This is a genomic window from Janibacter limosus (assembly GCF_004295485.1).
In the GTDB taxonomy this organism is placed as follows: domain Bacteria; phylum Actinomycetota; class Actinomycetes; order Actinomycetales; family Dermatophilaceae; genus Janibacter; species Janibacter limosus_A.
In genome coordinates, this window is the sequence record NZ_CP036164.1 from 494,453 (window position 1) to 507,105 (window position 12,653).

Consider the following 12,653-nt stretch of genomic DNA (forward strand, 5'->3'; position numbering starts at 1 on the left):
GGGAGCGCGGGTGGACCACCACCAGCCCACCCCGATCGCCGCGCCGAAGCAGATCGGTGTCGGCTGGTGGCTCCTGCAGGGCGCTGGGCTGGCCATGACGCTGGGCCTCATGGTCGTGCTCGCCTTCGCGCTCATGATGCTCACCCGGATGCCCGTCGAGGGGAAGACGGACCCGGACGTGCACTGGCCGACCTTCGCCGTCTGGTTCGTCCTGTGCTCCGTGACGGTGATCGGCTCGATGGCGAGGTCGACCTGGCGCGAGCTCGAGGACGAGCGCGTCCACGTCGACGTCCTGGGCAACGAGCTGCGGATCGACCGGTGGTCACCACCGCACGAGCGGCAGCGCTTCCTCGAGCAGGTGGCCGCCGACACCCGCGCCCGCGAGAGGGCGATCGAGCACCAGCGATCAGCGTCCGAGGGCGACGACCAGGTGGCCACCACCGAGATGACCGAGCACGAGCTGCGCTCGGCCGCGCTGCGGCGACGCGAGGTGGGCATGGATGTCCCCGCAGCGCCGCCGACCGGCCGGTGGTCCCGCCCCCTTCGCCTGCTGCGCCTGACGGCGTTGAACTGCCTCTACGGGTGGCTGCCGCTGTCCCTCGTGGTGGTGGTCGTGCTGGTCGAGCTGCAGGACCGCGTCGACCCCATGTGGGGCCTGCTCCCGATGCTCCTGCTCCCGATCGGCTGGATCCTCATGGAGGCCCACCAGGTCCTGCGCCACCGCGTGCTGCGGACCCGCAGGAGCCGCAGCGACCTCGCGCAGTGGCACGCCGTGAGCGGGTTCGTCGCGGCCGTGGTCCTCGCGCTCATGGCGTACACGGGAGTGGTCATGCGCGAGGACTACCCCGGCATCGCCCTGGTCTGCTTCCCGCTCATGGTGCTGTGCGGGTGGATCTGCAAGCACGAGCTGGGACACCAGATCCCGAGCGGACCGGACCGCGACCCCGACGTCCACGACCCGCCTCCCGACCTCAGTCTGATCGACTGATCGACTCCCGGTAGGCCGGCAGGGCGGCACCACCGTCGAGGGTGCGGTCGATCGACCGCGCGCCGAGCATCCCCCGCACGATCGCCCGGGTCACGCAGTCGGCGGCGGCGGTCTGCACGGCCACGAGCTCGAAGGGGGAGGGCCGGGGCCGGCCGCCCGTCGACAGGGCGAAGACGGTGTCGCCGTCGAAGGCGGTGTGGACCGGCGACAGGGCCCGGGCGAAGCCGTCGTGGGCCACGCCGGCAAGCGTCGCGCAACCGGCCTTGTCGAGGGCCGCGTCGGTCGCGACGACGGCCAGCGTGGTCGCGGTCCCCGCCTGCAGTGCCTGCGCCTCGTCTGCCTGGCGCTGCCAGTGCGCCTGCACTGCAACGGGATCGGGCTCGGGAACAGCGACCTCACCCGGGACCAACAGCCGCTCGCCCAGCAGCCGGCCATCAGGTCCCATGGGCGAGCCGACGGCATTGACCACCACGATCGCCCCGACGGTCACTCCCGAGTCGAGCACGACACTGGCCGTCCCGATGCCGCCCCGCAGACCACCGGCGCGGGCTCCGGTGCCGGCGCCGACGCTCCCTTCGTCCACCGGCCCGTCGCTGGCGTCGAGGTACGCAGCCCGGCCCTCATCGGGTCCGGGGTGATGGCGCCAGGCGCCGCCGCGACCCAGGTCGAAGAGGATCGCCGCCGGCACGATCGGCACGATCTGTCCCGGTCCACCGACGGGCCAGCCCCTCCCTTCGTCCGCCAGCGCCGACATCACGCCGTCCGCCGCGGACAGGCCGAAGGCGCTGCCCCCCGACAGCACGATCGCGTCCACCGCGTCGACGAGGTTGCGCGGGTCGAGCAGGTCGGTCTCACGGGTCCCGGGGCCGCCGCCGCGCACGTCGACGCCGCCGGTGGTCCCCACCGGGGGCGTGACGACGGTCGTGCCGGTCAACCAGCCCGTCTCGTCACGGGTGGCGTGGCCGACCCGTACTCCTGGGACATCGGTGATGGCGTTGTGGGCTCCGGGGCGCATGGCTCCAGCATGCCCGGTGGGCGAGCGTGTGCGGTTGACTGGGGCGATGACGACGCGCAACGAGCCGATCCGGGTCCTCGACGGCCACAACGACCTGCCGTGGCGCCATCGCGAGGTGGCCGGCCACGACCTCGACGCATGCGACATCGCGCAGCCGCAGCCACACCTGCACACCGACCTGCCGCGCATGCGTGAGGGCGGACTGGCGGCGCAGCTCTGGTCGGTCTGGGTGCCGTGCTCCATGGCGGGAGAGGAGGCGGTCGCGGCGACCCACGAGCAGATCGACTTCGTGGGCGCGCTCTGCGAGCGCTACGACGAGATGGTCGCGGCCCGCACCGCCGCGGACGTGCACGCCGCCTGGGGCGAAGGGAGGCACGCCGCCCTCATCGGGATGGAGGGCGGGCACTCGATCAACGGGTCGCTGGACCACCTGGCCGACTTCGCGGACCGTGGTGCGAGGTACATGACGCTGACGCACAACGACAACACGCAGTGGGCGGACTCAGCGACCGACGAGCGGGTCCACGGCGGCCTGACGGACTTCGGTCGCGAGGTCGTCGCCCGGATGAACCACCTGGGTGTCGTGGTCGACCTCTCCCACGTGAGCGCCGAGACCATGCACCACGCGCTCGACGCGACGCGGCTCCCGGTGATATTCAGCCACTCCGGCGCGCGCGCGATCTGCGACCACCCGCGCAATGTGCCCGACGACGTCCTCGAGCGGATACCAACCAACGGCGGGATCGTCATGGCCAACGTGGTGCCCAAGTTCGTCAACCAGGCTCGTGCCGATGCGTCGCTCGGGCGCACCGATGCCGTCCCGGAGCCGGTCGCGACGATCGAGCACGTCGTGGCGCACTTCGAGCACCTGCGCGAGGTCGTGGGGATCGAGCACGTGGGGATCGGGGCCGACTACGACGGCGTCGACGAGACGCCGGTCGGGCTGGAGGATGTCGCGAGCTATCCGCGGCTGCTCGCCGCACTGGGGGAGCGGGGCTGGTCCCGGGCCGACCTCGAGGCCCTCGCACACGGCAACGTGCTGCGGGTCCTCGAGGCGACGCAGGTCTGATCCCGTCGAGAAGGTTGCCGTGCAACCTCCTCAGGGATCGAGCGCGTTGCTCGTCAGGCGCGCAGGTCGGGGAAGGGCTTCTGCGAGGTTCGGGGTGCGTCGGGGGTCTCGCCGCGGACCGCCGAGCCCTTGATGGTGTCGCCGGCGAGGTTCTTCTTCACGGTCTGGGAGAGCCCAGCGAGCTGCTTGCGGTACTTGCCCTTGGTGCGCTGGTCGATGAAGCTCGTGGCCTTGTCGACGTAGTCGCTGGCCTTCTCGGGGTTGTTCTTCGCCCACTGGCGGGCGGTCTCGCCGGCGGTGAGCATCAGGGCGGCGTTCTTGAACTTGGCCATCAGTGATCCTTCGGTCGGGTGCGGTTGTCTCCCATTGTCCAACGAAGAGGCGGCGCGCAGGATTCCTGCGCGCCGCCCCCTTCGCCGTCGTGGATCAGTGCATGAGCACCGGAGCGCTGTCCTGCGGCTCGTCGTCCAGCAGGTGGCTCTTCTCCTGCTTGCGCGGGAGGAAGGCCGCCACGACGAGGGTCGCGAGGCACATGAAGGCGGAGACCCAGTAGGTCGCGGCGAAGGCATCGGCCATGTCCATGCGGACGGCGTGCATGAGCGCCTGCGCGCCGGCCGCCGGGTCGCTGGCGTACTGGCCGAGGATCTGGGCGACCTCGGGGAACTTCGCGAGGAGCTGCTGGATCGCGTTGGGGTCGGAGACCTTGCTGCTCTCCTCGCCGAAGGCCTGTGCCTGCCCGATGAGCGGGCGGTTCTCGAAGCCACGCGTCAGGACGACCGAGGCGATGGCGACACCGAAGGAGCTGGCCACCTGCTGGGTGATGTTGAGCAGGGTCGAGCCGCGGGCGACCTGGTGGTCGGTCAGCGCCTTGAGCGAGCTGGTCATCAGCGGCATCATCGTCGCGCCCATGCCCAGACCCATGACGAAGAGCGCCGGGATGACGAAGCCCCAGTAGCTGGAGTCCGCCGAGAGCTGGGTGAAGGCGAACATGCCACCCGTGATCAGCGCGATGCCGACGGGCACGATGCGACCGACGGGGTACTTGTCGACGAGCATGCCGGCGATCGGCATGGTGATGAGGGCGCCGAGCCCCTGCGGGATCATCAGCACACCTGCCATGGTCGTGGACTCACCGCGCACCTGCTGGAAGTAGGTCGGCATGAGCAGCAGGCCACCGAAGAAGGCCGCGGCGAAGAGGAACATCGTCAGGGCCGCGACGGAGAACTGCCGGTTGGCGAGCAGACGCAGGTCGAGCAGCGGGTGCTTGGGCCGCATCGACCACCAGCCGAAGGCGATGATCAGCGCGAGACCGGCGAGGGCGGTGCCGTAGACCTTGGGCGAGTTGACGGTGCCCGCCTCGGGGATCGAGGAGACGCCGTAGAGGAAGAGCGCCAGACCGGGCGACATGAGGAGCAGGCCGATGACGTCCAGCGACTCGCTGGGGTGGGTGTCGTCCTTGGGCAGGACGATCCAGGCGTAGACGAGGGCGGCGATGCCGATCGGCAGGTTGATCAGGAAGATCCAGGTCCAGCTCGGGCGACCCAGCCAGTGGGCGTTGTCGATGAGCCAGCCGCCGAGGATCGGTCCACCGATGGGGCCCAGGAGCATCGGGACACCGAGGATCGCCATGAGGCGACCGATGCGCTGCGGGCCGGCCGCGCGGGTCATGATCGTCATGCCGAGCGGCATGAGCATGCCGCCACCGAGGCCCTGCAGGACGCGCGCGCCGATGAGCATCTGGATCGACGGGGCGAAGGCGCACAGCACGGAGCCGGCGACGAAGAAGGCGATGGCCGCCAGGTAGAGGCGCTTGGTGCCGAAGCGGTCGGCCGCCCAGCCGGTCAGCGGGATGACGGTCGCGAGCGCCAGGGTGTAGGCGGTGACCGTCCACGCGACGGTGGAGTACTGCAGCGGCTCGGGGCCCGTGGCCAGGTCCGTCTGGAAGTGGGGGAGGGCGACGTTGACGACGGTGATGTCGAGGATCGACATGATCGCGCCGAGGACGACGACGCCGGCCACCTTGAGCACGGCGGCGTCGATCTTTTCGGGGTACTCCTGTGGCGGGGAGTCGTGGACGGTCGTGGACACAGGAGTCTCCTGAGAGGGTTGCGAAGGGGGTGGCGGCGGCCTCGTCGCCACCCGGACCGAGCGAAAAGATGCATGCATCGGCCAAGCAAGTATGCGCCCTCCACCGCGGAGGACCAAGCCCTTTAGGCTGGGCGGGTGAATGAGATCGAGATCGGCCGAGGCAAGCGTGGCCGCAGGGCCTACTCCTTCGACGACATCGCGGTGCTGCCGAGTCGGCGCACGCGCGACCCCGAGGAGGTCTCGCTCGACTGGCAGATCGACGCCTACCACTTCGAGATGCCGGTCATCGCCGCCCCGATGGACTCCGTGATGTCGCCGACGACGGCTGTCGCCTTCGGCGAGGCAGGCGGCCTTCCGGTCCTCGACCTCGAGGGGCTGTGGACGCGCTACTCCGACCCGGAGCCGCTGCTCGCCGAGATCGCCTCGCTCGACCCGGTCGTCGCCACCTCCCGGATGCAGGAGATCTACGCCGCCCCGATCCAGCCCGAGCTGATCACCGAGCGGCTGCGCGGGCTGCGCGCCGCGGGCGTGACCGTCGCGGGCGCCCTCAGCCCGCAGAACACCCAGCAGCACTGGAGGACCGTGGTCGACGCGGGGGTCGACCTCTTCGTGATCCGCGGCACGACCGTCTCGGCCGAGCACGTGAGCAGCCGCAGCGAGCCGCTGAACCTCAAGCGCTTCATCTACGAGCTCGACGTCCCCGTCATCGTCGGTGGCGCGGCCAGCTACACGGCGGCCCTCCACCTCATGCGCACCGGCGCGGCCGGCGTCCTCGTCGGCTTCGGCGGGGGAGCGGCCCACACGACCCGCCAGGCCCTGGGCATCCACGCACCGATGGCCAGCGCCGTCGCCGATGTCGCCGCCGCCCGACGCGACTACCTCGACGAGTCCGGTGGCCGCTACGTCCACGTCATCGCGGACGGTGGTCTCGGTACGAGCGGCGACATCGTCAAGGCCGTCGCCTGCGGCGCCGACGCCGTCATGCTCGGTGCTGCCCTCGCCCGCGCCGCCGACGCCCCGGGCCGCGGCTACCACTGGGGTGCCGAGGCGCACCACCCGGAGCTTCCGCGCGGGTCGCGGGTCGAGGTCGGCTCGGTCGCGCCCCTGCAGGAGGTCCTCTTCGGACCGAGCAAGGTGGCCGACGGCACGACCAACCTCATCGGCGCGCTGCGTCGTGCCATGGCGACCACCGGTTACACCGAGGTCAAGGAGCTGCAGCGCATCGAGGTCGTCGTCGCGCCGCACCAGCCGAGCTGACCCTCCCTTCGCCACGGGTGTGGTGTCTCGCACGTGGATGACCTCTGGCACTGGGATGGACGCACAGTTACCTTTGGGTAATGACCTCGGAGATCATCGCTGACCCAGAGCTGGACCCCACGGCCACCTACGCGGTCGACCCCGGGCGCGCCCGGCGCTATGCCGGTCGGGTGGTCGCCTCCCCGACCGCAGAGACCTTCACCCGCACCTCGCCGCTCACCGGCGGTCCGATCGCGACCCTGCCGCTGTCGCGCGCCGAGGACGTCACGCGGGCCGTGGCCGCTGCCCGTGCCGCCCAGGTCCGGTGGGCCGCCACCTCCTTCGACGAGCGTCGTCGCATCCTGCTCCGCTTCCACGACCTCGTGCTGGCCAAGCAGGTCGAGCTGCTCGACCTGATCCAGATCGAGTCGGGCAAGGTGCGCAAGCAGGCCTTCGAGGAGGTCCTCGACACCGCGCTCGCGGCCCGCTACTACGCCCGCACGGCGGAGGGGCACCTCAAGCCGCGCCGGGTCGCCGGTGCCTACCCGGTCCTGACGCAGACGCGCGTCCTGCACCACCCCAAGGGCGTCGTGGGCATCGTCTCCCCGTGGAACTACCCGCTCAGCCTGGCGATCACCGACGCACTGCCCGCCCTCATGGCCGGCAACGCCGTCGTCCTGCGTCCCGACCAGCAGGGCTCGATCACCGCACTCGCCGGCGTCGAGCTGCTCCGCGAGGCGGGGCTGCCCGAGGGTGTCTTCCAGGTGGTGCTCGGGGCCGGGCGCGAGGCCGGCCAGGCGGTCGTCGACCAGACGGACTACGTCTGCTACACCGGATCGACCCCCACGGGCCGCCGGGTCGCCCAGTCGGCCGCCGCGCGACTCGTGTCCTTCAGCATGGAGCTCGGTGGCAAGAACTCCGTCTACATCGCCGACGACGCGGATCTCGGCCGGGCGGTCGAGGGCGCCGTGCGGGCGTGCTTCTCCAGCGCCGGACAGCTGTGCATCTCCACCGAGCGGGTCGTCGTCCACGAGGCGATCGCCGACGAGTTCATCCCGAGGTTCGTCGCGGCGGTCGAGGCGATGACCCTCGGCACGGCTCTCGAGTACGGCTACGACATGGGCTCCCTGGTCAGCCAGGCCCAGCTCGACACCGTCACCGAGCACGTCGAGGACGCCAAGGCCAAGGGCGCCACCGTGCTCACCGGTGGCCGGCGCCGCCCCGAGGTCGGGCCCTTCGTCTACGAGCCGACGGTCCTCGAGGGCGTGACCGCGGCCATGACCTGCCGCGACGAGGAGACCTTCGGCCCGCTCGTGTCGATCTACCGCGTCGCCGACGACAACGCCGCGATCGCGCTCGTCAACGACACCCAGTACGGCCTCAACTCGTCGGTGTGGACCCGCGACGTGCAGCGAGGCCGCCAGATCGCTGCCCGGATCCAGACCGGGACCGTCAACATCAACGAGTGCTACGCGGCCGCATGGGCGTCGATGGGCGCACCGATGGGCGGGATGAAGGACTCCGGGATGGGTCGTCGCCACGGTGCCGAGGGCATCCTGAAGTACACCGAGGCCCAGACCGTCGCCGCCCAGTACCTCGTGCCGATCGCGCCCGCCTTCGGGATGAGCGACAAGGCGCACGCAGCGGCACTGACACTCAGCCTGCGGGCCATGAAGATCGTGGGTATGAAGTGAACGACGACCACGCGGTCGACACGACGGTCGACACCGACGTCCTCGTCATCGGGTCCGGCTTCGGAGGCTCCGTCGCCGCCCTTCGCCTGTCGGAGAAGGGCTATCGCGTCACCGTCCTCGAGGCAGGTCGACGGTTCGCGGACTCCGACTTCGCCGAGACCAGCTGGGACCTGAAGAACTTCCTGTGGGCGCCCAAGCTCGGGTGCTACGGGATCCAGCGGATCCACCTGCTCAAGGACGTCATGGTCCTGGCCGGTGCGGGTGTCGGGGGAGGCTCGCTGAACTACGCCAACACCCTCTACGTCCCGCCGGAGGTCTTCTTCAAGGACCGGCAGTGGGGGCACATCACCGACTGGCAGGCCGAGCTGCTGCCGCACTACGACATGGCCAGCACCATGCTCGGTGTCGTCACCAACCCGTGCGAGTCGGTCGTCGAGGACGCCATGCGCGACGCGGCCGCAGAGATGGGCGTGCCGGAGACCTTCCGCAAGACGCCCGTCGGGGTGCTCTTCGGGGAGGACGGCTCTGCCCAGGAGCAGGGCCGAACCATCGAGGACCCCTACTTCGGTGGCGCCGGCCCCACGCGCACCACGTGCACCGAGTGCGGCAACTGCATGGTGGGGTGCCGCGTCGGTGCCAAGAACACGCTCGTCAAGAACTACCTCGCCCTGGCCGAGGGGCTGGGCACCCAGATCGTGCCCATGCGCACCGTCACCCGGGTCGGTGTGGTCCCGGGGACCGAGGGACCCGGCGAGGTCTACCGGGTGCGCCACGAAGCCACGGATGCACTGGGGGACAAGAGCGCTCGCGTCACCACGGCACACAAGGTGGTCGTGGCGGCCGGCGCCTGGGGCACGCAGAACCTCCTGCACGCGATGAAGGCCGACGGCGAGCTCGCCGGGATCAGCGATCGGCTCGGTGAGCTGACGCGCACCAACTCCGAGGCCCTCGTGGGCGCGCTCGCCTCGACGCCTCCTGAGGGTGAGTACGACCTGACGAAGGGAGTGGCCATCACCTCCTCCTTCCACCCGGATGCGGCCACCCACATCGAGAACGTCCGGTACGGCAAGGGCTCGGATGCCATGGGCATGCTCACCACGCTGCTCGCGCCGCCGAGGACGGGCAGGACCCCGCGCTTCGTCAAGCTCATCGCCGACCTGCCGCGCAACCTCCCGGCGCTCAAGGCGTGGTTCCCCCCGGGCACCCACTTCGCCGACAGCACGGTCATCGGTCTGGTGATGCAGTCCCTGGACAACTCGCTGACGACCTACCTGACGGACGGGCGTGGCGGTCGTCGCCGGCTCACCTCCAAGCAGGGACACGGCGAGGAGAACCCCACCTACATCAAGGCCGGTCATGACGGCATCAAGGTCCTCGCCGACAAGCTCTCAGCGCGGCTCGGTCAGCCCTTCCACCCGGGTGGCACGTGGAGCGAGGCCTTCGACATCCCGCTCACCGCGCACTTCCTCGGGGGCGCCGCGATCAGTGACTCGCCCGCCACGGGTGTCATCGACCCCTACCAGCGGCTGTGGGGTCACCCCGGCATCAGCGTGGTCGACGGGTCGGCCGTCTCGGCCAACCTCGGCGTCAACCCGTCGCTGACGATCACGGCGCAGTCGGAGCGGACCTTCTCGATGTGGCCCAACACCGGCGACGGCGATGTGCGCCCGGCGCAGGGCGATGCCTACCGTCGGGTCGAGCCGATCGCGGCGCGTCGACCGGCCGTGCGCGAGTTCACCCACACCAGCTCCAAGGTGTCCCTGCCCATGCCCGCCGTCCGCCACGGGGTGTCGTCCTGACCCTCCAACCTGCTCGCGTAGCCTGAGCGGGTGCTCCGGACTGCCCTTCGACCCCGCTTCCTGTGGCTGCTCGTGGTGGCCCTCCTCATCGCGGTCCTCGGGATCATAGCCGGACGCTGGCAGTGGTCCGTGGCCCGTGACGTGGCGAGGGCCGACGCGGTGCGCGCGGTCCAGGAGCGGCCGGTCCGCCCGCTGACCGACGTGGTCGCGCCGCACGCGACCTTCCCCGACGAGGGGTCGGGCCAGCAGGTGTCGACGCGGGGTGAGTACACCGGCGACCCGCTGGTCGTGGTCAACCGCCGCTTCGACGACGCCAAGGTCAGCTGGGTGCTCGACCGCTTCGTCGTGGACGGTACGGGGGCCAACCTCGTGGTCGTCCGTGGGTGGATACCCGCCGGGGAGGACCCCCCTTCGGCCCCTGACGGAACCGTGGACCTCGTCGGCTCGTTGGCACCACCGGAGCCACCTGACCAGTCGGGTGGCTCCGCAGACGGTGAGCTGACCTCGGTCGACATCGCCCAGCTGGTCAACGTGTGGGACGGCGACATCTACAACGGTTTTGTCTTCGCGATCAGCGAGGACGGCTCCGCGAGCGCGGACGGGCTCGAGCGGGTCCCGCCGCCGCTGCCGGACACCTCGCTGCAGTTCCGCAATGTCATGTACGCGGGCCAGTGGTGGCTGTTCTCGGCCTTCGCGCTGTGGATGTGGATCAAGATGGTGCGCCAGGCCGCGCGCGCCGATCAGGACGAGGCGGAGGAGTCTGCCAAGAGCATGGAGGAGAGCACGTGAGCAACGACGAGACCAAGGGCGCGACGACCGCCGACCCGAGGACGATCGGGACGGCCCTGGGCATGTTCCGCGTGACCGCGATCCTCGCGGGCCTGGCGATGTTCGTCCTCATCGTCGAGATGGTCCTCAAGTACGCGATGAGCAACGACGCCCTCGCCTGGTGGTCGCCGGTCCACGGACTGATCTTCATGGCCTTCGCCGTCGCGACCGCCAACCTCGGCTTCAAGATCGGCTGGCCGGTGGGCCGGATGGTCCTGACCATCCTGCTGGCGTGCATCCCCTTCGTCGCCTTCGTCGAGGAGCGCCGCGTCGTCCGCGAGGTCACCCCGCTCACCACCTGACCGCCCGCGGACGGGGCGAAGGGGGAGGGGCCGGGTCCCGGTAGCCTGTGCGGGTGACGGATTCGCTCAAGACCTCCCCGGTTCTCGTCGTCGACTACGGCGCCCAGTACGCCCAGCTCATCGCCCGACGGGTGCGTGAGGCCAAGATCTACAGCGAGGTCGTGCCGCACACGATGTCGGTGGCGGACATCCTCGCCAAGGACCCGGCCGCGGTGATCCTCTCCGGCGGCCCCTCGTCGGTGTACGCCGACGACGCTCCCGGGCTCGACGTCGCGCTGCTCGAGGCCGGCGTCCCGGTCTTCGGCATGTGCTACGGCTTCCAGGCGATGGTCAAGGCCCTCGGCGGGACCGTGGAGCGGACCGGCCTGCGCGAGTACGGCTCCACCCGGGCGCAGGTCAGCGACCGCGAGTCCACGCTCTTCAACGGACAGCCCGCCGAGCAGTCGGTCTGGATGAGCCACGGCGACTCCGTCACCGAGGCACCCGCAGGCATGCGGGTCACCGCGAGCACGTCCGGTGCCCCGGTCGCGGCCTTCGAGGACGACGAGCGTCGGCTCTACGGCGTGCAGTGGCACCCCGAGGTCATGCACTCGACCTTCGGCCAGCCCGTGCTCGAGAACTTCCTCGTCCGCGGCGCCGGACTCACACCCGACTGGACCGCTGACAATGTCATCGACGAGCAGGTCGCCCTGATCAAGGAGACCGTCGGCCAGGACCGCGTGCTGTGCGCGCTGTCCGGCGGCGTCGACTCCTCCGTCGCCGCAGCGCTCGTGCAGCGCGCTGTCGGCGACCAGCTGACCTGTGTCTTCGTCGACCACGGCCTGCTGCGCCAGGGCGAGGCCGAGCAGGTCGAGCAGGAGTTCGTCGACGCGACCGGCGTCAACCTCGTGGTCGTCGACGCCAAGGAGCGCTTCCTCGGCGCGCTCGCCGGCGTCACCGACCCGGAGGAGAAGCGCAAGATCATCGGTCGCGAGTTCATCCGCGTCTTCGAGCAGTCGGCGCGCGATGTCGTCGGCGACGGTGCCGACGACGGCCACCCGGTCAAGTGGCTCGTGCAGGGCACGCTCTACCCGGACGTCGTCGAGTCCGGCGGCGGCACCGGCGCGGCCAACATCAAGTCGCACCACAACGTCGGGGGCCTGCCCGATGACCTGCAGTTCAAGCTCATCGAGCCGCTGCGCGCCCTCTTCAAGGACGAGGTTCGCCAGGTCGGTCGCGAGCTCGGTGTGCCCGACGCGATCGTCGACCGTCAGCCCTTCCCCGGTCCCGGTCTGGGGATCCGGATCATCGGTGAGGTCACCGAGACCAACCTCGACATCCTGCGCCGGGCCGACGCGATCGCTCGTGAGGAGCTGACCGCAGCCGGTCTGGACAAGGAGATCTGGCAGTGCCCGGTCGTCCTGCTCGCCGACGTGCGCTCGGTGGGGGTCCAGGGCGACGGTCGCACCTACGGTCACCCGATCGTGCTGCGCCCGGTCTCCTCCGAGGACGCGATGACCGCCGACTGGACCCGCGTGCCGGGCGACGTCCTCGCGCAGATCTCCAATCGCATCACCAACGAGGTCGAAGAGGTCAACCGCGTGGTGCTCGACGTGACGAGCAAGCCGCCGGGCACCATCGAGTGGGAGTGATCG

General features: G+C 70.4%; 11 protein-coding genes. 8 read left to right on the forward strand and 3 right to left on the reverse strand.

Going from position 1 to position 12,653, the window contains the following annotated elements:
• Positions 1–10 precede the first annotated feature (10 nt).
• Positions 11–988, forward strand: a complete 978-nt coding sequence (locus EXU32_RS02440) for a PepSY domain-containing protein (protein ID WP_130628465.1) — start codon at positions 11–13, stop codon at positions 986–988.
• Here EXU32_RS02440 and EXU32_RS02445 read toward each other — a convergent pair.
• The gene (locus EXU32_RS02445) at positions 972–2,003 is read right to left on the reverse strand and encodes a P1 family peptidase (RefSeq protein ID WP_130628466.1); all 1,032 of its coding nucleotides are present in this window, start codon (positions 2,001–2,003) and stop codon (positions 972–974) included. The two genes, EXU32_RS02440 and EXU32_RS02445, sit on opposite strands and share 17 nt — an antisense overlap.
• A 46-nt stretch (positions 2,004–2,049) precedes the next feature.
• On the opposite strand from EXU32_RS02445, the gene EXU32_RS02450 reads away from it, so the two are divergent.
• Positions 2,050–3,072 (forward strand): dipeptidase, encoded by a 1,023-nt coding sequence (locus tag EXU32_RS02450; RefSeq protein ID WP_130628467.1) that lies wholly within the window; start codon positions 2,050–2,052, stop codon positions 3,070–3,072.
• Positions 3,073–3,125: 53 nt separating this feature from the next.
• Here the strand turns inward: EXU32_RS02450 and EXU32_RS17300 are convergent, their stop codons facing one another.
• Positions 3,126–3,404 carry an antitoxin gene (locus tag EXU32_RS17300; protein ID WP_207233863.1) on the reverse strand — a complete coding sequence of 93 codons (279 nt, stop codon included), beginning with the start codon at positions 3,402–3,404 and terminating at the stop codon, positions 3,126–3,128.
• Between the two features lie 94 nt (positions 3,405–3,498).
• Positions 3,499–5,160, reverse strand: a complete 1,662-nt coding sequence (locus tag EXU32_RS02460; protein ID WP_130628468.1) for a DHA2 family efflux MFS transporter permease subunit — start codon at positions 5,158–5,160, stop codon at positions 3,499–3,501.
• Between the two features lie 135 nt (positions 5,161–5,295).
• On the opposite strand from EXU32_RS02460, the gene EXU32_RS02465 reads away from it, so the two are divergent.
• The 6 genes from EXU32_RS02465 (at position 5,296) to guaA (ending at position 12,650) form a co-directional block, all read left to right on the forward strand.
• The gene (locus EXU32_RS02465; protein ID WP_130628469.1) at positions 5,296–6,417 is read left to right on the forward strand and encodes a GuaB3 family IMP dehydrogenase-related protein; all 1,122 of its coding nucleotides are present in this window, start codon (positions 5,296–5,298) and stop codon (positions 6,415–6,417) included.
• Between the two features lie 80 nt (positions 6,418–6,497).
• Complete coding sequence (locus EXU32_RS02470) at positions 6,498–8,090, forward strand: succinic semialdehyde dehydrogenase (protein WP_130628470.1); 1,593 nt, start codon at positions 6,498–6,500, stop codon at positions 8,088–8,090.
• On the forward strand, positions 8,087–9,889 hold the full coding sequence (locus tag EXU32_RS02475) for an FAD-dependent oxidoreductase (RefSeq protein WP_130628471.1): 1,803 nt from the start codon (positions 8,087–8,089) through the stop codon (positions 9,887–9,889). The genes EXU32_RS02470 and EXU32_RS02475 overlap by 4 nt, the downstream gene beginning before the upstream one ends.
• A gap of 30 nt (positions 9,890–9,919) precedes the next feature.
• A complete protein-coding gene (locus EXU32_RS02480) occupies positions 9,920–10,678 on the forward strand; it encodes an SURF1 family protein (RefSeq protein ID WP_130628472.1) in 759 nt (252 codons plus the stop codon).
• Positions 10,675–11,019 carry a DUF3817 domain-containing protein gene (locus EXU32_RS02485; protein ID WP_242612860.1) on the forward strand — a complete coding sequence of 115 codons (345 nt, stop codon included), beginning with the start codon at positions 10,675–10,677 and terminating at the stop codon, positions 11,017–11,019. Before EXU32_RS02480 ends, EXU32_RS02485 begins: the two co-directional genes overlap by 4 nt.
• 53 nt (positions 11,020–11,072) lie before the next feature.
• Entirely contained in the window at positions 11,073–12,650 is a 1,578-nt protein-coding gene (gene guaA / locus EXU32_RS02490; protein WP_130628473.1) for a glutamine-hydrolyzing GMP synthase, read from the forward strand.
• The last annotated feature ends 3 nt before the right edge of the window (positions 12,651–12,653 follow it).